Origin of the sequence: Streptomyces rapamycinicus NRRL 5491 (assembly GCF_024298965.1) — a bacterium.
Taxonomy (GTDB): domain Bacteria; phylum Actinomycetota; class Actinomycetes; order Streptomycetales; family Streptomycetaceae; genus Streptomyces; species Streptomyces rapamycinicus.
In genome coordinates this window covers 12,383,705-12,407,929 of record NZ_CP085193.1, presented here as the reverse complement: position 1 = coordinate 12,407,929, position 24,225 = coordinate 12,383,705, and the positions used below count along the sequence as shown (strand labels likewise).

Annotated in this window: 20 protein-coding genes and 5 pseudogenes; 16 read left to right on the top strand and 9 right to left on the bottom strand. The window is 67.9% G+C overall.

What is annotated here, in order from left to right; genetic code table 11:
• Window positions 1–458: 458 nt before the first annotated feature.
• Entirely contained in the window at window positions 459–731 is a 273-nt protein-coding gene (locus LIV37_RS51325; protein WP_148717909.1) for a hypothetical protein, read from the bottom strand.
• A gap of 307 nt (window positions 732–1,038) precedes the next feature.
• Here LIV37_RS51325 and LIV37_RS51980 point away from each other — a divergent pair, with 307 nt between their 5' ends.
• Together LIV37_RS51980 and LIV37_RS51305 are read left to right on the top strand one after the other, a co-directional pair.
• A complete protein-coding gene (locus tag LIV37_RS51980; RefSeq protein ID WP_020874934.1) occupies window positions 1,039–1,968 on the top strand; it encodes an ArsR/SmtB family transcription factor in 930 nt (309 codons plus the stop codon).
• 236 nt (window positions 1,969–2,204) lie between these two features.
• Window positions 2,205–2,414 (top strand): annotated as a pseudogene (locus tag LIV37_RS51305) (relaxase domain-containing protein); the annotation flags it as partial.
• Here LIV37_RS51305 and LIV37_RS51300 read toward each other — a convergent pair.
• The 3 genes and pseudogenes from LIV37_RS51300 to LIV37_RS51290 all read right to left on the bottom strand — a co-directional run.
• Window positions 2,404–2,484: pseudogene (locus LIV37_RS51300) on the bottom strand (RacP protein); the annotation flags it as partial. The pseudogenes LIV37_RS51305 and LIV37_RS51300 sit on opposite strands and share 11 nt — an antisense overlap.
• A gap of 2 nt (window positions 2,485–2,486) precedes the next feature.
• Window positions 2,487–2,633 (bottom strand): annotated as a pseudogene (locus LIV37_RS51295) (DUF6192 family protein); the annotation flags it as partial.
• 1,088 nt (window positions 2,634–3,721) lie between these two features.
• Complete coding sequence (locus LIV37_RS51290) at window positions 3,722–4,144, bottom strand: hypothetical protein (protein ID WP_121826364.1); 423 nt, start codon at window positions 4,142–4,144, stop codon at window positions 3,722–3,724.
• A 303-nt stretch (window positions 4,145–4,447) separates the two neighbouring features.
• Between LIV37_RS51290 and LIV37_RS51285 the strand changes: the two genes are divergently transcribed.
• Entirely contained in the window at window positions 4,448–6,589 is a 2,142-nt protein-coding gene (locus LIV37_RS51285; RefSeq protein ID WP_121826365.1) for a SpoIIE family protein phosphatase, read from the top strand.
• 147 nt (window positions 6,590–6,736) lie between these two features.
• Here the strand turns inward: LIV37_RS51285 and LIV37_RS53000 are convergent, their stop codons facing one another.
• Window positions 6,737–7,015 carry a transposase gene (locus tag LIV37_RS53000; protein ID WP_121826366.1) on the bottom strand — a complete coding sequence of 93 codons (279 nt, stop codon included), beginning with the start codon at window positions 7,013–7,015 and terminating at the stop codon, window positions 6,737–6,739.
• 274 nt (window positions 7,016–7,289) lie between these two features.
• Between LIV37_RS53000 and LIV37_RS51280 the strand changes: the two genes are divergently transcribed.
• The 4 genes from LIV37_RS51280 (at window position 7,290) to LIV37_RS51265 (ending at window position 12,854) form a co-directional block, all read left to right on the top strand.
• The gene (locus LIV37_RS51280) at window positions 7,290–8,126 is read left to right on the top strand and encodes an FAD binding domain-containing protein (RefSeq protein ID WP_020874930.1); all 837 of its coding nucleotides are present in this window, start codon (window positions 7,290–7,292) and stop codon (window positions 8,124–8,126) included.
• Entirely contained in the window at window positions 8,123–10,897 is a 2,775-nt protein-coding gene (locus LIV37_RS51275) for a molybdopterin-dependent oxidoreductase (protein ID WP_020874929.1), read from the top strand. Before LIV37_RS51280 ends, LIV37_RS51275 begins: the two co-directional genes overlap by 4 nt.
• Window positions 10,898–11,410: 513 nt before the next feature.
• A complete protein-coding gene (locus tag LIV37_RS51270; protein WP_020874928.1) occupies window positions 11,411–12,625 on the top strand; it encodes a transposase in 1,215 nt (404 codons plus the stop codon).
• Between the two features lie 49 nt (window positions 12,626–12,674).
• Window positions 12,675–12,854, top strand: coding sequence for a transposase (locus LIV37_RS51265; RefSeq protein ID WP_121826367.1), 180 nt, complete (start codon window positions 12,675–12,677; stop codon window positions 12,852–12,854).
• 25 nt (window positions 12,855–12,879) lie between these two features.
• Here the strand turns inward: LIV37_RS51265 and LIV37_RS51260 are convergent, their stop codons facing one another.
• The 3 genes and pseudogenes from LIV37_RS51260 to LIV37_RS51250 all read right to left on the bottom strand — a co-directional run.
• On the bottom strand, window positions 12,880–13,377 hold the full coding sequence (locus tag LIV37_RS51260; RefSeq protein WP_121826368.1) for a tannase/feruloyl esterase family alpha/beta hydrolase: 498 nt from the start codon (window positions 13,375–13,377) through the stop codon (window positions 12,880–12,882).
• A gap of 236 nt (window positions 13,378–13,613) precedes the next feature.
• Entirely contained in the window at window positions 13,614–13,793 is a 180-nt protein-coding gene (locus tag LIV37_RS51255) for a hypothetical protein (protein ID WP_148717910.1), read from the bottom strand.
• Between the two features lie 586 nt (window positions 13,794–14,379).
• Window positions 14,380–15,233: pseudogene (locus tag LIV37_RS51250) on the bottom strand (lipid II:glycine glycyltransferase FemX); the annotation flags it as partial.
• Window positions 15,234–15,668: 435 nt separating this feature from the next.
• On the opposite strand from LIV37_RS51250, the gene LIV37_RS51245 reads away from it, so the two are divergent.
• On the top strand, window positions 15,669–16,883 hold the full coding sequence (locus LIV37_RS51245) for a vanadium-dependent haloperoxidase (RefSeq protein WP_243146507.1): 1,215 nt from the start codon (window positions 15,669–15,671) through the stop codon (window positions 16,881–16,883).
• Window positions 16,884–17,006: 123 nt separating this feature from the next.
• Here the strand turns inward: LIV37_RS51245 and LIV37_RS51240 are convergent.
• A pseudogene (locus tag LIV37_RS51240) lies at window positions 17,007–17,515 on the bottom strand (sigma factor-like helix-turn-helix DNA-binding protein); the annotation flags it as partial.
• Between the two features lie 676 nt (window positions 17,516–18,191).
• Here LIV37_RS51240 and LIV37_RS51235 point away from each other — a divergent pair.
• The 8 genes from LIV37_RS51235 to LIV37_RS51200 all read left to right on the top strand — a co-directional run bounded on the left by LIV37_RS51235 (window position 18,192) and on the right by LIV37_RS51200 (window position 24,222).
• Window positions 18,192–18,959, top strand: coding sequence for an IclR family transcriptional regulator (locus tag LIV37_RS51235; RefSeq protein ID WP_020874924.1), 768 nt, complete (start codon window positions 18,192–18,194; stop codon window positions 18,957–18,959).
• A gap of 100 nt (window positions 18,960–19,059) precedes the next feature.
• A complete protein-coding gene (locus LIV37_RS51230; protein ID WP_020874923.1) occupies window positions 19,060–19,509 on the top strand; it encodes a carboxymuconolactone decarboxylase family protein in 450 nt (149 codons plus the stop codon).
• On the top strand, window positions 19,506–20,474 hold the full coding sequence (locus LIV37_RS51225; protein WP_020874922.1) for a VOC family protein: 969 nt from the start codon (window positions 19,506–19,508) through the stop codon (window positions 20,472–20,474). Before LIV37_RS51230 ends, LIV37_RS51225 begins: the two co-directional genes overlap by 4 nt.
• Window positions 20,471–21,295, top strand: a complete 825-nt coding sequence (locus LIV37_RS51220) for a sugar phosphate isomerase/epimerase family protein (RefSeq protein WP_020874921.1) — start codon at window positions 20,471–20,473, stop codon at window positions 21,293–21,295. The genes LIV37_RS51225 and LIV37_RS51220 overlap by 4 nt, the downstream gene beginning before the upstream one ends.
• A gap of 76 nt (window positions 21,296–21,371) precedes the next feature.
• On the top strand, window positions 21,372–22,718 hold the full coding sequence (locus tag LIV37_RS51215) for an MFS transporter (protein WP_020874920.1): 1,347 nt from the start codon (window positions 21,372–21,374) through the stop codon (window positions 22,716–22,718).
• A 9-nt stretch (window positions 22,719–22,727) separates the two neighbouring features.
• The gene (gene aroQ / locus LIV37_RS51210; protein WP_020874919.1) at window positions 22,728–23,183 is read left to right on the top strand and encodes a type II 3-dehydroquinate dehydratase; all 456 of its coding nucleotides are present in this window, start codon (window positions 22,728–22,730) and stop codon (window positions 23,181–23,183) included.
• Window positions 23,180–23,326, top strand: a complete 147-nt coding sequence (locus tag LIV37_RS51205; protein WP_020874918.1) for a hypothetical protein — start codon at window positions 23,180–23,182, stop codon at window positions 23,324–23,326. The genes aroQ and LIV37_RS51205 overlap by 4 nt, the downstream gene beginning before the upstream one ends.
• The gene (locus LIV37_RS51200; protein ID WP_020874917.1) at window positions 23,323–24,222 is read left to right on the top strand and encodes a shikimate dehydrogenase; all 900 of its coding nucleotides are present in this window, start codon (window positions 23,323–23,325) and stop codon (window positions 24,220–24,222) included. The genes LIV37_RS51205 and LIV37_RS51200 overlap by 4 nt, the downstream gene beginning before the upstream one ends.
• The last annotated feature ends 3 nt before the right edge of the window (window positions 24,223–24,225 follow it).

Here is a 24,225-nt window from a genome sequence, read left to right as displayed (position 1 = left end):
AGCCCGCCGACCTGGCCACCCCGGCGCCGTCGGGCCGAACGGCGTGAGCCCAACGGCGCCCGCGCCGACGGCAGCGTTCCCCGGCTCACTGTTCGCGGTAACCGTACGCGCCGACGCAAACCCGACACCCCTCCCCGGCGTACTCAGCGCCCTCGGACACTGCGGCAGCATGGAGAACCAAGTTACTCAATTCCGCGGGGCCGGAAACGGCTTCTCGGTGAACTGGCCGTCGCTCAGACCGGGTTGTCGCTGACTGGAAAGACCCGGCGGGGGCCCTGCCTAGTCAGAGTGATGATCTTCAAACGGGGTTCTCGACCAAGATCCCCGACAGCGTCACGCACCTATCATGCGCTGAGCCTTGGCCCGGGACGGGTCGGAGATCCAGCTCAGTATCGGCTCCCCGCTCGCCAGCGGTTGCCGGCCGTCACCAGCCCGTCCGGACAGCCGACCGTCACAGCCTACGAGTTCAGGTCTGCCCAGAGGTGCCAATTGCTGGTGGTGGTGCTCTTACGGCAGTACCAGTCGGAGTAGATCGAGCTCTCCCCGGCTGCCAGGCAGGCGTTCAGGGTGCGGTAGGTACCGATGTCGGTGTGTGCGAAAGGCACCACCGGGCCAGAGGTGGTCGCGCTCGCGTCGGAGGACGCGGATGCCGCATGCGCGGTGGCGACGGTGCCGCCGGCCACCAGGGCAGCTCCCAGGGCAACGCTGGTGAGCCAGACTCGAGTACGCATTCGTGTGCTCCCTTGATCTTCGTGGCGTGCATGAACGTCCGGAAGTCAGTCGAGCGATCTCCGATGGGATGTTGGTCAAGTAGCCCATCGAGTGCTGGTGTGCCCGCGGGAGCAGCCTGGTGGTCCTGTGGCTGGTTAGCGGCTTCCGCCTGTCCGACGTACGGCTCACACTCGGAACCGCTGTCCCACCATCGGGTTCGAGCGTGACTCACGCATTCGATTCGCTCCTGACCGAACCGTGCGGTACTGGACCGACCCAGGGCAAGGGGGAACCGTGCTGCGGTTGTGCTTCACTACCGAAGACCTGATGCACGTGACCTTCGCCGACGAGCCAGCACCCATGGTGGAACTGACCCTCGCCATCGCGGCGCTGCAGCGGCCCGACCCGCTGTTCACCCTCTGGCGACAGCGGACGCTCCACGCCCTGCCACGCTCCGCCAGACCGCTGTTGGAACTGGTGCCCGCCACGGCCAAGGGGCCGCTGTTCCTGGACCCGCTCAGCCAGGGATTCGACGACGGGCTCGACCAGGTCCTGTCGGCCTCCACGCCGTTCGTCCGCACCGAGCTGCACCGCGTCCACGCCGTCGACCGCCGCCCACTCCCGTGGACCCGCCTGCTGGCCGACCGTGACCGGGAAGCGTGGCAGATCCTCGAACACTCCGTACGATCAGCACGCGCAGGCGTCCTGGACCGCTCGTGGGAACGCATCCGCGCCGGGTTCGACGCCGAACGCGCCTGGCGTGTCCAGCTCCTGGCCGCCCAGGGCATCCGCGCGACGCTGGCAGGCCTCACCCCCGAGGGACGCTGGCAGGGCACCACCCTCGAGTTCGACAGCACCGACAACGTCGAGATCACACTCGACGGCCACGGCATCACCCTGCTGCCGTCCGTCTTCTGGACCGGTCGGCCCCTGGTCGGCAGATACGCCCAGTCAACGTTCCTGGTCTACCCGGCCGTAACCCCTCTGCCCCTCCTGAACGACCCAACCGCCAACGCCCTGGCCACGCTATTGGGAGGCACCCGCGCCGCCATCCTGGAACAGCTCACCCGACCACGTACCACCACCGACCTCGCCCGCCAACTCGACCTGGCAAAGTCCTCCGTGTCCGAACACACCAAAACCCTCCGCGCCGCCCGCCTCACCACCGCCCACCGCGACGGCAAAACCGTCTGGCACTCCTGCACCCCGCTGGGACTCGGACTCCTCACAGGCTCTCCCAGCACCACAAAAAGCTGATGTAGCGCGCGACAACGAGCGGCACTGTTGCCGAGGCCGTCTGAATCCCGGGTTCGGCTGGCGGGACGGCCCGCCTGACGGGTGCCACGGTAAAAATCTGGTGATGGCCTCCCGCCCGGCGGGAAGTACCCCAGATCGCGCTTTTCCGCAGGTCAACGCGGGGGTTCCATGGGGCGGTGATCAGTAAAGCCGAGGTTCGCCCGAGTAACGGGTGGCGCTATCCCTTCCGCGGCGTGATGGTAGGCGATGGGCGCCGCCCTGCGGGCAAGTCGCTGCGCGCCGCCCAGGACGAAGCCGGTGTCCTGCCCGGCGTCTGGAGGGCCGGGGCCTGGCCGCGGTCGGCCTCACGGCCGGTGACGTGGTGACCGAGCGGCAGGCCGAACTGCTCCTGAGGGAAGGCCGCCACCCGGACGCCGACCGGATCGAGCGCGAGCGCCTGGCCTCGAACAACACGAACCGGAGGGTGTCGGCATGCCGCCGTGCGGTCTCGCCCCGGCGCCGCGAGGCGCGGGGCACGGCTATTCGCCCCGCAGCATCTTGGCGAGCTCGCCGTCCACGTCGACCTTGCCCGTGTCGACCGCGGTCTCGATCCAGTCCAGCGTCGCGCGGACCTTCGCCACGTTCTCGTGCACGATCGCGCGCTCGTCCTCACCGAGGGTGTCATCGTCTTCCGGATCTGTTGAAGTGAGCTCAGGGCGTCACGCCAACGGGGGAGGATTGACAGCATTGACATGCACGGCCACAACACTCTCCCCTCCGTCCCGCACGGTTCGCAGCTGATGCTCAGACGGAGGCACTTGATGAAGCAGACCGTCCCGCGATCTCTGCCAGCAGTTCCCCTCGGCGTCCCTGAAAGCCAACGAGACGCCGGTCACCCGCGCCATGACGGCTGCCTCACGTTCACGTGTGCCCAGGAAGGAACTGACCTTCACGGGCTGAAGCGTCGGAGGAACCGCGGCACGGACCTGCCAGAGCAGGGAACCGTCCTGAAAATCCACCCAGAGGTATAGCCGAAGGTCGTAGACGGGGAGCCTGGAACTGTTGATGAGATAGACGTCGGGATACGCGGCGTCCGGGGGAAGGGCCGTGCTTGACAAAAGGTCCGTGTTCGGTTGGTAACCAGTCCATCCGGCGACGCCGGACACTTGGGCAGAACGGCGATCTTGCTCCTGTTCCAGATCCCGTTGCTGCTCTGCACGAAGCAAGTGAAGGGCAGCTCGCCCTGCGTAGATTGCCGCCCCCAGCGCAGCCCACGTCCCGGCCGAACCCACTCAAATAGCGATATCGCCGCTTATCGCCATGCCCCTCTCTTCCCTGCTCGGCGTCCTTGAGGTTCATCGCCTCGATACTGCCCGCACTCAGAGTGATCCAACCGCCCCAGCCCGGCCTGACGCCGGGTATCCGCAGGGGCAACGTCGAACTGCAGGGTTCGAAAACACGCACTCATACCCGCTCCAAGGTGCTCTGGTCCCCGTGCCGGCCGTGCGGGAGCCGGGTCAAGGTCGGGCAGCGAGAATCTTGAGCGCGGCGGCGTGCACGCCAGGTGTGGCGGCGACGTAGGATGGGCGGCCTTCGGTGCGATCGTCGCGGTCTTCCAGTGGGGCTGGGGGTCCGACACACTCGGCGCGGGCGCCGCGGGGCCAGTCGACGCCATCGCGCTCGTGATGCTCATCGCGATGGGCTACCCAGGCCGCGCCACCACCGCACCACCGCGCCCCACCCGGCCCCGGGTCACCAGGCCCGGGCGGCGGGCCTATTTCACGGCCCGGCCTGCGGTGCGCATCAGTTCGCGGATTCTGTACCCGTAGGTGTCGGCGAGGCCCTCCGCTGCGTAGCACAGCACCTCGTTGCCGTCATAGTCGCCCTCGCAGGCATCCAGGCCCCCGAGCACGCCGAGGGCCACGGCCTCGGCCGCATCGAGCATGCCCTGCACCAGACGGCGGCGGACATCGGTCTCGTACTGCTCGATGACCGGCTCGATCAGGCGGCTCGTGGCCTCGTACACGTCGGTGTACCCGAAGCCCGGGCGGTGGCCGGTGCTCAGATGGTCGATATCCAGGGCACGCGGGGCCTGCTCGGCCTCGGCCGCCGTCCCCTCCTGAAGGGCTTGTCCCAGACCGGTATCACCGCCCGGAACCTGGACGTACGTGCTCCCATGGGAGCACGCTCGGGGCACGGTCCGACGCACGACAGGCCCGGCAGCTGTCTTGCCCCGTAACCATGAGCGCGGGGTCCTCCCACCGGTCCGGGAAGTAGTTCACTTCCTCCTCATCCCAGGGCCCGTTCGACGGCACACGCGTGAACTCCTTCGAGTACCGCTCGCTCATGTTGTTCTTGCTACTCACTACCTGGACAGCTTCCTCCGGGACCCATCCGTCCAAGTAAGGCTGTCCAGATCAGCGGGAAACTTGAGGCCGAGGACCAGGACGTGATGTGGGCGTACTGTTTGTGGTGAAGCGGGCTTTGACTGGGAGGACTCATGGGTTCCCTGGAGACACCTGTGGGTGTGGATGTACGGGATAGGCTGCTCGCCACCGCGGCACAGGATGTCGTACATGCGCTGAGGGCTTCGGCGGCGACGGTGTATCTCGTGCGCCCGGAACCACCGAAATTGATGCTGATAGCCACGGCAGTGGTGGTTAGCTCCCTCGGAGTGGGACCTATTGAGCATATACCGGTAGATGATCCGGTATATGCGACGGCGGCCGCTTATCGGTCCGGTGACACGACGACGGCGTATTCGATCGATTTCCTGGGAGAGCATCCCGAGGAGGCGATTTCCATACCGTTTCCTTTTACTGCATTTTCGGCCCCCGTCGGCGGGGTAGGGGTGATGACTGCGTTTTGGATCAATGGCCCCAGAGAGCCGACAGCAGAAGAGAGGCGGCAGCTCGCGGAGGTGTCCGGCAGGCTGGGGCGCGAGCTGGAGCAGCTGGCTGCCCAGCGGGTGCCCATGACTCCTCCGGCCGTGCCGCGGGTACACGCCGCGGAGTCCGGGCTGGCTGAGGGCCAAGGAGCAGCGGCCATTGACAACGCGCCGCTCGTCTATCACCTTCATCGGCTCGCCGTGCAGCTCAACCACGTGTCGGACGGCCGGGAAGCTGCCGCGTTGGCCTGCGCGCGGGTGATGTCCGCGGTGGACGCGGACGCGATGGCGGTGACCCAGGTAAAGGGTGACCGGCTCGTCATTGCCGCTGCCGAGGGTTGCTCGCACTTGTTCCTGCGGGAGCTGGAAGGGCAATTGCTCATCAGTGCTTCAACACCCGAGGCGAGGGCGGTGGCGCACAGGCGGCAACTGACCTACGCACCGGGAGCGGCACTGACACGCGGCCGGGTGGGGACCGGGGACCGTGACGATTACGCCTGGGTGGTGCTGCCACTCCTAGGGGGAAGCGGGGTCGTGGTGGGCACCTGCTCGATCGGCAGCGAGCAGCCAGGCATCTCGAAGACCACTCCATCTGCGCTGGCCACGCTGCTGGGACAGGCACTGGAACGCACGGCGGCGGACGGCGCCCGACACGCCCTCGCACAGCAGCTTCAGAGGACCCTCTTGCCGCGGGCACTGCCGCAGTGTGCAGGCATCCGCAGCACGTCCAGATACGTGCCGACCGGCGGGATCGATCTGGGCGGCGACTGGTATGACCTGGTGACACTGCCTGATCAGCACAGCGTCACCGCGCTGGTCGGTGACGTCCAGGGGCACGACATTCAGGCCGCTGTGGTGATGGGCCAGCTCCGGGCGGCCGTGCGAGCCTACGCCACCGAGGGCCACCACCCCGGCACCATCCTGGGGCGAATAAACCGCTTTCTCTGGGAGAGCAGTCATTTGATGTGCACATGTGCATGCATGCAAATCGACTTGGATACCGGCGTCACTCAGCTCGCAACCGCCGGACATCAACCGCCCATAATCCGTGATCCCGCGGGTTGCTATTGGAATTCCAATTCCGGCCTGGACATAGGTGTGCCACTGGGAGTCGATCCCGATAGCTCATATATGGTGACCGAGGCCATTTTGGGGCCGGGCACACTGCTGGCCCTCCACACCGATGGAGTGATCAGTCAAGAGGAAACCCAGTCGGACATCATGGAGGCCGCCATTAAATCCTCCGGTGCTGATGAGTTGGAAACTCTGGCAGACGAGCTGATCCGCCGCCGCAGCAATCGCATGACCGATGACGCAGCGCTGCTGCTGCTGCAATTTGAGGGCCCTCCTGTGCATGCGCGCATTCGTCAGCTTGAAATCACGCAAAATGATTTGCGAGGTGCTCATCGCGCTCGTTCTGCCGTCCATGGCTGGCTGCATGAGTGGGAGCTGGGTCAGGTAGCCGAAAAGATGGAGCTACTGGTATCCGAGATGGTCACCAATGCGCTGATTCATGCCGCCACCGACGTGCATGTGTGTGTGCGCGGATACTCGGACTGTGTGCGTGTCGAGGTGCGGGACAGTGACGTGCACCCGGCGCGGCAGGACACCTCGCCCCTACAGGACGGCGATCCTGCGGAGAGCGGCCGCGGGTTGCTCATCGTGGATGCACTGGCAGACCGCTGGGGCAATTCGCCCAGCGGCCGGGGAAAAACGGTGTGGTTCGAGGTGGCGGCAGAGCCATCGTGTCCGTAACGCTGCTGGTTTGGCTCATCCGGTTGATCTTGCCCAGACGAGCGTGGGCCTGTTTTTCAGCACCTTGCACCGGCCACTGTGAACGCGCGTCTCACCGGCCGGCAAACACGGCATTCGGTAAATGTTGGTCGGTCCTGAATCAGATAGTCACGCTCCGGCTCCTTTACCATAAGTGACCTGCGCTTGGCGGCAACCTGCCTGAGGTGCTGTGTTTGCGTAGCTCGATACGCGGCTCCCCGCGGAAGTGCGTCCGATCGCGGTCGCGGAGCAGGCGTGCCGGAGGGTGACCTTCGACAGGCCGCGGTAGCGGGTTCGGCGCAGGCCCGTGGCATCGAGGACCTGGTTGATCGCGCCTTCCACGCCGACGCGCAGGGCGTACTCGGCCTGCCACCGGTCGGTGGTCTGCTTGGCGCGGACGGAGCGTATTCACGCGGGATCCGCGGTCTGCACCAGTGGCGTATTTTGCCCGATGCGCATACGCGCCCTCTACTGGTCGCGGATCGACGCCCTCTACTCCAGCGGCGACTAGAATGGCACCGAGGACAACGAATTCGGTGATGCCCTCAGCATGAGGACTTCGGAAAGCCCGCAGCGCGCGGAGCATCACCGTCGAGCAGATGCACCTCACGTTGGGGTGGCGTGGACGGACAGGCTCAGCGGCATCCGTACTGACACCCTTCCCCCGCGCTCAGGGTTCCGAATGGATCTGAACACCATCGAGACGGTCGTCGAGGCACCTACCCGTGCCGAGCAGTCGGTGTGGCAGGCGGGCGACGCCTGGCTTGCCGGCGGCACGTGGCTGTTCTCCGAGCCACAACCGGAATTGCGCCGCCTCATCGATGTGAGAGGTTTCGGCTGGGCACCGTTCAAGACCGACGCCGACGGGCTGGAGATCGCCGCGACGTGCACGCTGGCGCGACTCGTCGACATCCCGACGCCCGCGGAGTGGACTGCGACCCCGCTCCTGGACCAGTGCCGTCAGGCGCTGCTGTCTTCGTTCAAGGTCTGGAACGAGGCGACCGTGGGCGGCAACCTCTGCCTGTCACTGCCTGCCGGCTCGATGATCTCGCTCATGGCGTCTCTCGACGGCGTCTGCACCATCTGGACCCGCGAAGGCGGCGACCGACAGGTCACGGCCACCGACTTCGTCGCTGGTCCGCAGCGCAACGTACTCAGACCCGGTGAGCTGCTGCGCTCGATCACTTTGCCGGCGTCCGCGCTGCGCTGTCACACGGCTTTCCGTCAGATCTCGCCGGCCCCGCAGGGCCGGTCCGCCGCACTGGTCATCGGCAGGCGGTCACCCGACGACGGTGCGTTCGTGCTGACAGTGACCGCATCGACCGTGCGTCCGGTCCGGCTGGCTTTCCGCGGGATACCCGAGCCGGGCGAGCTTCACGCCGCCCTCGACCAGGCGATCCCGCCGGAGCTCTACCACCGGGACGTGCACGGAGCACCGGCGTGGCGGCGCCACATGACTCTCCGGTTCGCCGAGGAGATTCGGTCAGAACTGTCATCACTCGGTGGGCGAGGCCGATGAAGATCGAGGTGAACGGTGAGATCTTCAGCGAACCAGCGCGCCCCGGGCAGTGTTTGCGGAGCTACCTGCGGGATCTCGGCTGGTTCGGGGTGAAAAATGGCTGTGACGCGGGCGACTGCGGCACGTGCACCGTACACGTCGACGGGCAGCCTGTGCACAGCTGCCTCTATCCCGCGTTTCGCACGGCCGGCCATCGGGTGACCACGGTGGAAGGACTCGCCCGCGCCGGGGATCTCCATCCGGTCCAGCGCGACTTCCTGTCCGCCCAGGGCTTCCAGTGCGGCTTCTGCACAGCGGGCATGATCACGACGGTGGCCGCACTCGACCCCGCCCAATTGCAGGATCTCCCCAGGGCGCTGAAGGGGAACTTCTGCCGGTGCACTGGCTACCGTTCGGTCGAGGACGCCGTCCACGGGATCGTACGGGTGGAGCAGGATCCGGGAGGGGAGCCGTTCGGACGGAACCTGCCGGCGCCCGCCGGCCGGCAGGTAGTGACGGGAGCGGTCCGTTACACCCTGGACGTCCCCGTCGATGGCCTGCTGCATATGAAGCTGTTGCGCTCCCCGCACGCGCACGCGCGGATCACGGCGATCGACACGAGCGCCGCGCGTGCCGTTCCCGGTGTGCACACTGTGCTCACCCACGAGGACTCACCGCCACAGCTGTACTCGACGGGGCGGCATGAGGACCCTAAGGGCGATCCCGCCGACACACGGCTCTTCGACGACGTCGTCCGGTTCGCCGGGCAGCGGGTCGCGGCCGTCGTGGCCGACACGGTGGCAGCCGCGGAGGAGGGCTGCCGCAGGCTGGCCGTCACCTACGACCTGCTACCGAGCGTGTTCGACCCCGAGGAGGCGATGGCGCCGGGCGCCCCAGTGCTCCACGGCGACAAGGCGACCGAGCAGTACATCGCGCACGCGAAACGCAACATCGCCGATCAGGTGCACGGTGACATCGGCGATGTGGAGGCGGCCTTCGCGGAGGCCGATGTGATGTGCGAGCGCACCTACGTCACCCAACGTATCCAACACGCGCATCTGGAGACCCACGCCTCGATCGCCTGGCTGGACGAGTCCGGCTGCCTCACCGTACGGACGAGCAGCCAGGTGCCGTTCCTCACCAGGAAGGCACTGTGCACCCTCCTCGACCTGCCCACGGAGAAGGTACGGGTGGTGTGCGGCCGTGTCGGCGGCGGCTTCGGGGCCAAGCAGGAGATGCTCACCGAGGACGTCGTCGCGCTGGCCGCGCTGCGCACCGGGCGCCCCGTGCAGCTGGAGTTCACGCGGGAGGAGGAGTTCACCGCGACCGTCACCCGCCATCCGGTCAGCGTCCGCGTCAAGGTGGCCGCACGGCGCGACGGCACGCTCACGGCCGTGCAGTTGCGGGTCGTCTCCGACACCGGGGCGTATGGCAACCACGCCTGCACCGTCTCCCGCTCGTGCAACGAGTCGATCGCCGTCTACCGCTGTGCGAACAAGAAGGTCGAAGGGTACGCCGTGTACACCAATCACATGCCCTCCGGCGCTTTCCGCGGGTACGGGCTCAGCCAGACGGTCTTCGCCGTCGAGTCGGCGATGGATGAACTCGCCCGCGCGCTCGGCATGGACCCGATCGCCTTCCGGGAACGTAACGTGATCCGGCCGGGCGACGCCGTGGTGAGCTTCAGCACCGAGCCGGATGACGTCGAGATCGGCAGCTACGGCCTCGACCAGTGCCTGACCCTCGTCGACACGGCATTGCGCCGCGGCAACGACGTTCAGGCGCCGCCGGGCGAGGAATGGCTCGTCGGGCAGGGGACGGCGCTGGCGATGATGATTACAAGTCCGCCCCACGGGCATCGAGCCGAGGCGCGGATCGGACTGCTGCCGGACGGCCGCTACCAACTGGCCGTTGGCAGCGTCGAATTCGGCACCGGCACGACGACCGTGCACCAGCAGCTCGCCGCGAGCGTGCTCCATACGAGTCCCGACCGGATTCTGATTGCGCAGAGTGATACGGACCAGGTCGGCTACGACACCGGAGGGTTCGGCTCGACCGGGACGGTGGTCGCGGGCCTGGCGTCCGCCCGTGCCGCGGAGTCACTGCGTGAGAGCATCATCGCTGCCGCTGCCGACCACGTGGGCGGCGAACGGTCAGCCGGTGAGCTCGACGAGGACCAGGTGTGCTGCGACGGTGTGCGCATCCCGCTCGCCGAGCTCGGGGCGGTGTCCCAGGCCGCCGGCAGGGAGCTGCGCGCGACCGGCACCTGCGAGGGCTCTCCGCGTTCGGTCGCCTTCAACGTCCATGGCTTCCGGATCGCGGTCCATACCGGTACCGGTGAGATCAGGATCCTGATGAGCGTCCAAGCGGGCGACGCCGGCCGGGTCGTCAATCCGATGCAGTGCCGTGGACAGATCGAGGGCGGTGTTGCGCAGGCCCTGGGCGCGGCCATGCACGAGTCGTTGGTGATGGACGAGGAGGGCCACGTCACCACGGCGACTTTCCGCGAGTACCGCATCCCGGAGTTCGCCGATGTGCCGCGGACGGAGGTGTACTTCGCCGACACCACCGACACCCTCGGTCCCCTGGGCGCCAAGTCGATGAGCGAGAGCCCCTTCCTCCCGGTCGCTGCCGCCTTGGCCAACGCGGTGCGGGACGCCACCGGGGTTCGGCTCGACACGATGCCGATGACACGTGATCGGGTCTGTCTGGCCATCGCTGCCTCCCGCGGCACACCCGTCGCGCCTGACGAGGTCCGGGCAGACGGGACAGTCGGGCACGCCCCGGCCTGATCGCCTCGCGCGAGGAAGGCGGCCTCGGCGTCGTCGGCCGACTTCGGCCGCGGCGGCCCGGGAGAGCCGTCACTCTTCTGCGGATGGTCGGGACAGTGGGCCGGGTGGATCACCGGAAGTCCCGGCAGAGCCAGTTGGTGACGGGCGGAACAGGGACAGCACCACACGTTGCCCCGGGTTGGGCAGGTCCACAGGAAACCGCAGGTAAGAGGCATGCACCCGATCCGACCAGGTGCCGCAATCCGGGCAGGACACGCCGGATCCGGTGCACCGGCCGACTACTACGCTCAACACCAGCGCCAACCGGCGGCTGGAGTCAACGCACAGAGCCTCCACTGATCCCGGAGCGGTTCAGTCGGATGGGCGCGCTTTTTCTGGTCGTTACGTCGGTGTCCTGCGGTTGCCCGGTAAACCCGGGGGCGCGTGTCACCGATACAAATCCGCATCACTTTATGGGCTCTGTCGCCGATCTGGGGGTGGCTGTCGTCGTTGGGCAGGTGGGATCACCTGGGTGTGGACGAAGCGGTGCGCGTGGCTGACCTCCTCTTCCCGGGTGTGGATGTGGAGGTCGAGCGCCTGATGCTCACGGACGTCGAGGTGTGTGTGACCGTACGGTCCCGGGCTGCGTCGGCGGCCTGCCCCGAGTGCAGACAGAGATCATCACGGGTGCACTGTTACTACGAGCGGTGTCTGGCCGACCGTCCCGTCGCCAGCAGGCGTGTGCGGACAGAGCTGCGGGCACGACGCCTCGTCTGCGAGAACGCCTCCTGCACCCATCGGACCTCCGCCGAGCAGATACCGGGGCTGACGCGCCGCCACGCCCGCAGGACGCAGTCCCTCACTGCCCTGCTCACCGACGTGGCACTGTTCCTGGGCGGCCGTCCGGGAACCCGCCTGTCCGCACGCATGCCCATCACGACCCGCAAGAACACTCTGCTCCGGCTGATCCGCACACTGCCCGCCCCGGAGCCGGGCCTCATCCCCGTCCTCGGTGTCGACGAGTTCGCCCTGCGCCGCCGCAGGACCTACGCGACGATCCTGATCGACATGACCATCCACCGTCCCGTCGACGGGCGCGTAGCGATGCGAACTCCAATATTGGGTCCGGATGACACCGTGCGTGCTCATCTGGAGCGTCTCCGGAAAGCCGAAGTGCTGGATCAGACCTGCGGCAAGAACGGAGGTGGTCGCGATCAGGCCCGACCCGTCTTCGGCAAGGTCGTCGATATCGAAGACGGACATCGCCTGAGGCGGCTCCGTCACCTGATGAGTGCCAAGGATGCCGCCGTGGCTCCGCGGTTGGTGCAGCTCGGCCGGAAGGTCAGCGGTGACAGGCACGATGGTCGCCTGGACCGTGGCGATGCCTCCGGCCGCGGACCGGTCTCGAGCGTGGCGGGCCAGGAACCGGAGTCCGGACCAGATGTCGAGGACCAGGTCCTCGTCATCGATCCGGCTGGTAGTCGTGTTCTCATCCACCCGGCCAGGCCGGGCGAGGTCGGTGCGGTTGGCGGCGATCGCAGCGAAGGCGCCGGCACCGCTCTGATGGAGCTCGCACGCGACCCATTCGGCCTTCGCGGGCTCGGAGCCGCCGTGCGCGATCAGGCGGCGGGCGAAGCGGTCCTGGTAGGCGGCGGCTACTTCGGATTCGGCCAGGTAGATGATGCTGGCCCCGTTCCGGCGTGGGTAGCGCAGGCCCTCGCTGACCAGGACTCTGAAGCTTTCCCTTGATCGTGGACACCTGGAGACTGGGACGAGGTTCCAGAGGAAGTAGTGCCAGGTGGGAAGTCAGTACTCGAAGCGGTGTTCGGAGGAGTTCAAGCGGGACGCGATCGCGTTGGCCCGTTCCTCCAGCAAGACGATCACGGAGGTCGCGCGGGATCTGGGGGTGAGCCCGGAGAGCCTGCGCGGCTGGGTCAAGCGTGACCGGATCGACCGCGGTGAGAGCGGGCCAGGCTAGCTGACCAGCGCCGAGCGTGAGGAGCTCACACGGCTGCGCCGGCAGAACGCCGAGCAGCAGAAGACGATCGAGATCCTGAAAAAAGCCGCAGGTACTGCCAGAGGAATCCGGCATTGAGGCTGATCCGGTTGTTGCCAGGGTCCCCGGCCACGATGCCGTCGAATTCGTTCGGATATCGCTGTGCTTCCATCAGCGCCTGCTGACCGCCCATGGAGCAGCCGACGAAATAGGAGTAGCTCGGTTTCGCACCGGTGAACGCCTTCACCACTCGCTTCGCGTTCACGATGGACTCGTGCACCGCACGGTGCCCCCAGTTCACGATGATCTCCGGGTTGGCCGCGCCCTGCATGAAGACGTCCGGGTCATCGCCGGTATGACCGGTATCCGTGCCGACGGTGACGTATCCGGCGGACAGCAGACGGCCCATGGAGCCGAAGTCGATGGCCGAGCTGTATCCGCCGTTGCCGAACATGACCAGCCGGTCGTTCCAGCCCCGCTGGGGCAGCCAGACCTCGAACCCGATGGCAGAATGTCGGTTTCATGCTGGACGCCGATTCGGTGTTGCCCGGAAACTCGCGCGTAGCGTCCCTGACCGCGCTACCCATGCCCTGTTCCGCCTGATGGAGAGCCGATTGTGATCGCGTTCGCATGGTTTCGGCGCGTTCTGGCCACCCTGGCCTCCACCTCGGCGGTGCTGCTCCTGACAAAGAGCGCCGCCACCGCCGGACCCGAGGTCTGCTACCACCCGACCCTCACGAACTACCTGCGGCGGCGCACGGCCCCGACCGTGCGTCCGGACAGCACCGTGTGGGCGGCGGCCTCCGCGTCGACGGCGTCGGCCTTGCCGCGCTCGCGACGAGTGGCGCGAGCGGGCTGGTTGACCTCGGCGGCCTGGACATTCTCCCGGCTCAGGAACCGTGACAGCGCTGCCCCGTCCACGACCCGCTTCTCCATGGTTGCCGCCGAAATTGGTTTCGGTACAGGTGCATATGGAGCCGCCACGACCATCGATCCCAGCCAACCTGCGACGGCCACCACGGCAGTAGGAGCCATCAGTACCTCCGCCCGTTCAGGCCCAAGCGCCGCCCCGTCTGCGGCACCGCTAATGGCCCGGAGAAGACCAGCAGTGGACAGGAGCCTTCGTCCTGCCACAGTCCGCACCGCCGGTCGGGCGTGGCCGTGGCGGCCGTCGGTGCGAACTGCGCGGTCGCTTTCAGACGGCGCCGGTCAGTGCCGGGTTCTCGGGGAGTTGCCAGTTGCCTCCGCGGTCCTGCGCCGAAAGGCGCGCGGCGGGGTGGGGGACGTGCAGGAAGCAGGCCAGCGCAGTGGTGGCCTGGAAGATCTCCCACCACAGCGGCCAGTCACCTGCCGTGAGGACGTGCAGACTCACCATGCTGCCAAGTTTGCCGTAGGGCTGGTACCGATCGACACCACAGAACTGGACGGGGCACCTCCGCCTGAGCGGAGAGGAACGGGGTCTGCGGCCGAACAGCGGTCGGCACGGGGGTACGGACAGCGGGTCAGCCCGGGACATGTAGAAGCCGAGAGCCTTGTGCAGCATCGTGTTGAGCGGGTAGTCCCACTCGTCGAGGTATTCGACGGCCTCGCCGCCGGTGCCGACCTTGAACCGCAGGAGGCCCAGCAGATGGTTGCTCTCTTCCGGGGTGTCGGTGATGCCCCGGAAGTCGTGGACGGCCGCGCCGAGTCTGTGGGCGTCGGACATCATCCGCCACTGGATCGCGTTGTTCGGCTGGACTTCGCGTTTGCGGCTGGTCGAGGCGTCGTAGGAGTACCAGACATGGCGGCCGACGGTCAGCATCGTGGCCGCAGCAAGGACCTCACCCTCGTGGTGGGCAAGGCAAAGGCGCATACGGTCGGGGTCCTCGGCTGTCAGCGCGGTCCACATGCGCTGGAAGGAGGTCAGTGGGAGGGGGAGGAACCGGTCCCGCTCGGGGGTTTCGTCCCTACTGGTGGTTGAAGCCCCGCTGGATTTCCTCGAGTGGTCGTCCGGCGAAGGGAATTTGGAAGACGTAGCGCGGCTGACCCACGGTGAAGCCGTCCTCGCCACCGGCCTCGCTCTGGCGCCAGCCCATCCGGCGCAGCCGGTCGTCGATATGCAAGCCTTCGGCTCATGCGTGGTCGCTTCGACGTCGCGCAGTCGCCGGGCCCGCGGGTCGGGATCGCTGCTTTCACCGTCTCGGCACTCCATCGGCGCGCCACCACGGGCGGCCTCATCTTCACCGAGAACGCTCCCTGCCCCTTCACGTACGCGAGCATCGGCTCCAGCCACCGCTCCAGATCCGGGGCCGCCCAGTCGATGACCGGCCCCTCGGGCAGATACGCGAGGTACTGCTTCAGCTTCGGCAGCGGCTGCACAAGCCTACTGAGGCCTCTGGCACGTCCAGGGATCGTCCAACACCGATTGCATTCCCGGCTTGGCCCAAGGGCGGCGGCCCTGAGGATTTTCGGGCATGCGCATGCCCGGTATGAGCCATTCCATGCGGTACGGCCTGTGGACCGGGTGCGGGGCGCGGGGTGCTCTCGCCGCCGCCCCGGACCGGGTGGCTTCCCCAGCGTTCGTCACGAGGAGTCCGTGCGATGCCTCTGCCTCATGGAATGATCCGCCGCCGGAAGGCGGCGTGGCGAAAGGTTCTGTCCGCCGCGGCCGTTCTCGCCGCCGCCGGGAGTGTCCTGTCGGTCGCTCCCCAGCCCGCTTACGCCGCTCTTCCCCCGCGTCCCATCGCTGATCCCGTGCACTACTGGAACGACGTGTTGTTACAGGTCATCAGACGCGAGGGCGGAGGTCCGGGTCCGATGGCGCGTTCGGCCGCGATGCTGAACGCCGCGATCTACGACGCGGAGAGCTCCTACCAGCTGAGATGGAAGGGAAAGATCACCTCTGAAGCCTATATCCACGCCGAGAAGTACGCGGGCATCCTTGAGGGACCCGACGAGGAAGAACGGGTGATCGGCCGCACCGCGTACAACATCCTGCTCAAGCTGTACGGCAAGAACCAGACCCAATTCCTCGACGCCAAGTTCCGGGAGCGGTTCGGCACCGAGCCCACCGAGTTCGACATCCTCGACGTCACCGTCGTCAACAAGATGGTGACGCAGATGATGGACGCCAGAAACGGTGACGGCTCGGACGACGACCGTGTGTACGCGGGCACGTTCGAGCCGGGAGCATGGCGGCCGACCAGTTACCCCGACATGCCGGACCCCTCCTGCGCACAGCACAGTCAGGCCGTGACACCGTACTGGGGCTTGGTCAAGCCGTTCGCGCTCACCTCCGGATCGCAGTTCCGTCCCGACACCCCCGGCCTCTACGGCACCTACGAGAAACTCCTGGCCAGCGATGCTTACAAGGCCCAAGTCGAGGCGGCGCGTTCGGCGGGAGCGGACAAGCCGACGGCGAAGACGCCCGTCGTCAACCGCACCGCGACCCAGGAGGCCGCGGCCTGGTTCTGGGCCAATGACCTGGACGGCACCTACAAGCCTCCGGGGCAGCTGCTGCAGGCGACCCGGGACATCGCGACCGTTCGCGGCCTGAACACCTACCAGAACGCACGGCTGTTCGCTCTGGTCTCGATCGCGTTGGCGGACGCGGGAATCGCCGTGCGTGATGTGAAATACCTGACGGCCATCGATCTGTGGCGCCCGGTGTCGGCGATCCGCGAGGGCGGACTGGACCCCGAGTGGAAGCCTCTACTGAAGAACCAGAAGGGTGTGAACGTCACCCCATGCTTCCCGGCCTGGGCGTCGGGACATGCCACGTTCGGGGCGGCTTGGGCGGGCATCCTGCAGCGGTACTTCGACAATGACGCCATCGCGTTCGACCTGACCACCGACGAGCCGCAGTCTCCGGTGAAGAAGCGACACTTCGAGAGTTTCAGCTCAGCGGCCCGCGATGACGCCTACAGCCGAGTCTGGCTGGGGGTCCACTTCCCGTGGGATGCCGAGGACGGGATAAAGCTCGGCGACCAGGTCGCCGGCTATGTATTCACCACCAAGCTGCGTCGGCTCTGAAGAACGCGCCGATGGCATGCCTCGAACCTCCGACGGCATGCCACGGGGGCGGCCCGCCGACGCCCCTGGCAGGCTGCTCCCGAGAACTCCTGACGAAATGGTCTGCGAGGTGCTCGGACGCAACCGCGCCCACGGCCGCAGCTTCTCCGGGTTGCGGACCGCCCAGATCCGGGTGACGCCCCCTGTGTCGGAGACGCCGAACGAGGCCACGGTCATGACGGCACCGGCGCGCATGGCCACCAAGCCCGGCACATTGTTGACCGACCGCTCCAGGAGTTCGAGCCCAGGAGCCTTATCGGCAGTGGCGACCAGGTACTGGGCGATGCGCGCCGCCCTCGACCGGGCGCAGGACGGTGCCGGACCATGCCGCCACCGTCGGCGGTCATCACGGCGGCCGGGTTGAGGAGACCGACGAGGGCTGCGATGTCCTTGGTCTCCCATGCCTCTCTGACGTGCCTCACCACGTCGGCCTGGCCGGTCGCCGTCACCGGAGCGCGCGCGACGCTCACCCGCCGCCGGGCGGAGGCCGCCAGCTGCTTGCAGGCCGCGGGGGTCCGGCCGAGAACGTCGGCGATCTCGGCGAACGGGTACCGGAAGACGTCGTGCAGGACGAACGCCGTCCAACGGCCAGGACGCCCCGGCGGACGATCCGCAGCAGCCGTCTGCCCTCGTCATCATCGATCTCACGGACCTGCACACGCTCAGCCACGTGATCATTCTGACGGTCCGGTGCCGCCCAGCACAGCAACCGGGCAATACCTCACGACGGGGTGAACGTTGCCTGATGCGGCACTAGCCGCAGCGCAGCTTCCTCAGAGCAGGACGCGCGCGTCGTCATGAATGGCGCACTGCCCTCCCGCCCCCTGGTGGTTACCAAGCACCGGCACACCCGAGCGCCACGCCCGCCTCCTCCGTCGCGCACCGACAGGAGCACCGCGCAGCACTCGCCGCCCACTGACCCCACCCCCGACCCCGGGTGGGACCACCTCCTCATGCCTGCGAGGCGTCCGTCGACATCAACCCCGGCTGCCCCGCAGCACCACCTCCCGCACAAGGAAGAGCCCACGGCCCATGACCGCGTTCACCGACGCCGAACCCGGCGCCACCTGCTTGCGCCGGCCGCATCCCTGCCCGCCCCCGTCTTGAGCGAGACTCTGGACACCAGCGTCACCGCAGCATTCCAATGGACCCGCCGGGCTGCTCGCAGCTGGAACACCCACCTTATGGCGAGAGCTGCGGGTGACACAGGCCTGTCCAGTGAACGGCGTTTCTGGAGATGCCCCGGTTCAAGCGGTGAACGGAGGAACCATGGCCGAGATTCCGGGGCGCTCAGTAACGAGCAAGGTCGTCGCGCTTTTCGACGCCTTCGGCCCTGACTCCCCTGAGCTCACCTTCAACGAGCTCAGCGCCCGCACCGGGCTGCCCTTGTCGACGGCGCACCGGCTGGCCACCGAGCTCGTCGCGTGGGGCGGGCTGGAGCGCTGTGACGGTGCCGGCTACCGGGTCGGGCTACGCATGTGGGAGCTCGGATCGCTCGCCCCTCGCGGCGAGTCGCTGCGCGACGTCGCCCTCTCGGTCATGCAGGACCTGTTCGAGGGGACCAAGGAGAACGTTCACCTCGCCGTCTGTCAGGACGGTCAGGCGCTTTACATAGAGAAGATCTCCGGGTCCGGTGCGCTGCTGGTGAAGTCGCGCCGCGGCGGGCGCCTGCCGCTGCACGCCACCGGGGTCGGCAAGGTGCTGCTGGCTCATGCGCCCAAAGAGGTGCAGGCCAAGGTTCTGGCGGCGCCACTGACACGCTTCACCCGACACACCATCGTCGAACCCGGCCGGCTCGTCCGGGTCCTCGACGACGTACGCGGCACGGGCGTCGCCTTCGCCTACGAGGAGCTCACACTGGGGTCACTGTCGGTCGCCGCGCCCATTCAAGACGCCTCGGGAGCGGTTGTCGCGGCACTGGATGTCGTCCTGCACACCACTGGTGGACGCCCGGAACGGCTGGCGCCCGCCGTACGCACCGCCGCCATCTCCATTTCCCGCGCGCTACGTGACCAGCAGATTCGCTCCCATCCCTGATTTTTCCGCTCTGCACTCCCGTTCAATGGGAACGCAGACTTTCGCCACACCTGCCGCAGCCACGACCGTGACCTTTGCCACCGATACGGGAAGGTCACCCATGACTGGCAGTACACGGGACGCCGAGGGCGCGGCCCCCACCACGGAGCAGCAGCACGAGATCGACCATTACCTGCAGACTTACCGCGAGATGGCGGGCTTCGTGCCACCGCGTATCCAGGCCCGTTTCGACAGCCTGGCCCGGACGAACCCAGAGCTGCTCCTCGCGCAGGAGAAGGTCTGCAACCTCGTCACCTACACCGATGTGCTGGATCAGAAGACCGTCCAGCTGATCCTGTTCGCAGTGCTGGCGGTGCAGTTGCGGGACGCGGCGAAGATCCACGGACATGCGGCCCGGCGGGCCGGGGCGAGCTGGGAAGAGCTTCAGGCTGCGATCAACCTCGCCTACCTCTTCGGTGGCGTCTCGATCGCCAATCACGCGCCGTCCATCCTGGAGGGCGTCGCCGAGCTGGAAGCCAAGGCCATCGCCGAGGAAGGCACGGTGCGATGAACAGCCGCCCGGAGCCGATCTACGCCATCGCCCAGCTCGGCCACGCCGAGCTGCTCACGCCCCGGCCCGAGGAGTCCGTCGCGTTCTTCACCGAGGTCTACGGGCTGACCCTCGTCGGCGAGGACCCCGGGCGGGCGCACCTGCGTGCCTGGAACGACGACGTCCTGACCTCACTCACTCTGACGGGCGCCCCCGAGGCCGGTCTGGGCCACGTGGCGTGGCGGGCGACCAGCCCGCAGGCCCTCGAGCGACGGGTCGCGGCGCTGGAGAAGCACGGTGTCGAGGGCGCCTGGCATGACGGCGACTTCGGCCACGGCAAGGCCTACCGCTACACCGGCGTCGGCGGGCATGTCCAGGAGGTGTACTTCGAGACCGAGAAGTACGTGCCGCCGCCCGGCGAGGCGCCGGCCCTTCCGAACCAGCCGCAGCGCTTCGCCCCCAAGGGTGCCGCTGCCGCGCGCATCGACCACATCAACCTGCTGGTGCCGGACGTCGTCGAGGCGAGCCGTTTCCAGCAGGAGGCCCTCGGGTTCAAGCTGCGTGAGCGGCTCGTCCCCGCCGGGGGCGACGAGGTCGGCGCTTGGCTTTCGGTCATGACGAAGGCCCACGACCTCGCGCTCACGAAAGAACCCGCCCCCACCACCGGACGACTGCACCACCTGGCCTACGCCGTGCCCGAGACCTCGGATGTGATCCGCGCCGCCGACGTCTTCCTCGAGAACGACGTGTTCATCGAGTTCGGTCCCGCCAAGCACTCGCGCACTCAAGGTTTCTTCCTCTACGTGTACGAGCCCGGCGGCAACCGCGTCGAGGTGTTCACCGGCGGGATCCACATCTTCGCGCCGGACTTCGAGACCGTCACGTGGGACGCCGAGTCGAAAGGCCGCGGCACCGCGTGGGGCCTGGGCGTGCCGGAGTCGTTCCACACCCACGCGACCCCGCCGTTCGGAGGGGCGTCCGCGTGACCGGGCTGACCGCGAGCTATGTGACGCTGCACGGGGCCGGGTTCACCGATCCCGCGCGCACTCCTTTCGCCGCGCGGGCCGCCGCTGCCGCGCGGGCGGGATTCACCGGGCTCGGTGTGCAGTTCGCCGACCTCGCGGCGCACGGCGGGGTCGGTGCCGTGCGCACCGTGGCCGCCGATGCCGGGCTCGCCGTCACCGAGGCCGAGTTCCTCGGTGGGTGGGCGCTCGCCGAGTCGGTTGCGGCGCCGTCGGACGCCGAGGTCACGCTCGCTGAGGCTGCGCGCGCCTGGGGGCCGCTCCGGGTCACCTCCGGTGAGTTCGCCGCCGGGCCGGCCGATCCCGGACGCGCGGCCGACCGCCTCGCCGAGCTGGCTGCCCGGTTGGCCCCGCTGGGCGTCACCCTGGCGGTGGAGGCATTCGCCTGGGGCGCGCTGTGCGACTATCCCGCGGCACTCGACGTGGTCCGGCGCAGCGGGGCGCCGAACGCGGGCGTGATGATCGACATCTGGCACTGGTTCGCCACCGGTGCCGACGCCGCCGTGCTCCACGACATCGACGCCCGGGAAGTCGTCGGCGTCCAGCTCAACGACGGTCCCCGGGTCCGCCCGGACGACCCGGACATGCTGCGCAAGGCCCGTTCGACCCGGTTACTGCCGGGCAGGGGTGAGCTCCCCGTCCGCGCGCTGGTCGCGGAGCTCCGCAACCTCGGCTACACCGGCCCCTGGTCGGTCGAGGTAAACGATCCGTGGTTCCGCGCCCTGCCGGTCGACGAGGCCGCCCGGCAGGCCTTCGCTTCGGCCACCGCCGTTCTCAACGGCTGATCCGCGGACCTCCCGGTCGCCTCCGGCGTGAATCCGTCACAAAATCCAGCTCGAACCTGACACAAGGAAGTGTCTCGTGTCCCATACGACGACAACGGGCCAAACACCCCAGAAGGCCGCGCTCGCCTCCTTCCTGGGCAGCATGGTCGAGTATTACGACTTCTTCATTTACGGATCGGCGTCGGCGCTGGTCTTCAGCCATGTGTTCTTCCCCGACGCCGGCGCGGCCACCGGCACGCTGGCCGCGCTGGCGACCTTCGCGGTCGCCTACATCGCCCGGCCGATCGGCTCGTTCTTCCTCGGCCACTTCGGCGACCGGATCGGCCGCAAGCGCGTCCTGATCTTCACGCTGGCCACCATGGGCGGTTCGACCTTCCTGATCGGCTGCCTTCCCAGCTACTCCGTCATCGGCGTCTGGGCACCGATCCTGCTGGTGCTGTGCCGCGTGGCGCAGGGGTTCTCCGCCGCAGGCGAGCAGAGCGGCGCGAGCTCGATGACCCTCGAGCATTCTCCCGAGGGCAGGCGCGGCTACTTCACCAGCTTCACTCTCTCCGGGACCCAGGCCGGGCTGGTCGTGGCGACACTGGCCTTCATCCCGGTCGCGGCCCTGCCGACCGAGGCCCTCTATTCCTGGGGCTGGCGGGTGCCGTTCTGGGCCAGCGCGATCGTGGTGATCGTCGCGATGATCGTGCGTCGCACGCTGGAGGAGCCGCCCGCCTTCGAGGAGATGAAGGAGAGCCAGGAGGTCGTCAAGTTCCCGCTGATGGTCTTCATTCGCCACTACTGGGGCTCGTTCCTCCGGATCGTCGTCTGCCACCTCTACGCCACGATCTCCACCACCGTGACGGTGTTCGGCCTGGGGTACGCGGTGGAGCAGTGGAACATCTCGCGCTCCTCGATGCTGTGGACGATCGTCATCTCCAACATCGGCCAGGTCGTCACGATCCCGTTGTGGGCCAAGCTTTCGGACAAGATCGGCCGCCGCCCGGTGTTCGCCGTGGGCGCCCTGGGCTGCGCCGCGTCGGTGTTCGTCTACTTCTGGGCCATCACGACCTCGAACTGGTCACTCGTCGTGCTCGCCTCAGTCCTGCTGGGCTCGGTGTGCTACGCGGCGCCGAACGGTGTCTGGCCATCGCTGTACGCGGAGATGTTCGATGCCCGGGTCCGCTACACCGGTTTGGCGGTCTCGACCCAGTTCGCAAACGTGCCCCAGGGCTTCCTGCCCACCATCGCCGCGCTCATGATCGGCACGGGGGCGTTCGGCTGGGTTCCGCTCGCGATCCTGCTCGCCGTGCTCTGCGTGCTTGCCGCGGCGGCGGCCTTCGCAGGCCGCGAGACCGCCCACGTGCCGTTGAAACAGCTGGGACGCACCCCGCGGACGACCGCAGCGGCCCCCGCAGCCCGCGTGACCACCACCTTGTGAGGAGCCTCCATGCGGCACGGCCGCCTGCTGATCCTGAACGGCCCGAACCTGAACATGCTCGGGATCCGTGAGCCCGCCCTCTACGGTGCCGACACCCTCGCCGACGTCGAGCGGATCACCGCGCAACGCGCGGAGGCGCTCGGATACCAAGCCGACTTCCTGCAGAGCAATTGGGAGGGCGCGCTCGTCGACCGGCTCCACGAGGCGCGCGGGAGCGCGGACGGCGTCGTGATCAATCCGGGTGCGTTCACCCACACGTCCGTGGCGTTGCGTGACGCACTGCTCGCCTCCGAACTGCTCATCGCCGAGGTGCACATCACCAACGTGCACAAGCGCGAGGAGTTCCGGCACCACTCCTACGTCTCCGACATCGCCGAGGCAGTCTTCGTCGGAGCCGGGATCCAGGGCTACGTCTACGGGGTCGAGGCGCTGGACCGTGCCCTCGTACGGAAGGACGCCCCATGAGCGCGCTGCGGACCGGCATCATCGGAACCGGGATCGCCGTCAACCGCGCCGCCGCGCTTCAGGCGATCCCCGGTGTCGGCCTGGTGGGCATCGACGACATCGAGCCCGTGCTCGCCTCGGCCGACCCCGAGGGGGAATCGTGACGACTCTGCTGACGGGCCTGATCGGAAGCGGGATCGGGTTCTCGCTGTCCCCCGTGATGCACGAGCGGGAGGCTGCAGTGCTCAGCCATGAGCTGCGCTACGACCTGTGGGACCTCCACGCCCTGGGGGCCTCTCCGGGCGATATCGGCGACCTGCTGCTACGAGCCAGGGATGCCGGCTACCGGGGCCTCAACATCACCCATCCCTGCAAACAGCTGGTCCTCGCGCACCTGGACACCCTGTCCCCTGATGCGGCGGCGATCGGCGCGGTGAACACCGTGGTCATCGGTGAGGACGGCCTCGCGGGCCACAACACCGACTGGACCGGCTTCCGGCGCGGCCTCGTCGACGGGCTCGCGGGCGCCCCGCTGGACCGGGTCGTCCTCGTCGGCGCGGGCGGGGCGGGCGCCGCGGCAGCCTACGCGCTGCTCGACCTGGGTACTGAGCGACTCGACGTCGTCGACGCCGACCCGGACCGGGCGGCTCGCCTGGCCGCCGACCTCGACCCGTACCGGGTCCGCGGTGGCAGACTCACCGAGCTCCCGACGCTGCTCGGACACGCGCACGGGGTCGTGCACGCAACCCCGGTCGGGATGGCTGATCACCCCGGCCAGGCAGTGCCCGGCAACTGCCTGCGGCCCGACCTCTGGGTCGCCGAGATCGTGTTCCGGCCGCTCCACACCGCTCTGCTCGCGGCCGCAGCCGAGGCGGGCGCGGTCTTCCTCGACGGCGGCCGGATGAACGCCCACCAGGCCGCCGATGCCTTCCGGCTGTTCACCGGCCTGGAGCCGGATCCCTCGCGGATGTACGCCCACCTGCGCGAACTCGTCGCCCCTGAGGTTTCCCGCGCTCCGCTGAGCGGGGCGCTCTCTCCCAACCCGATCGAGAGGATGTGACGG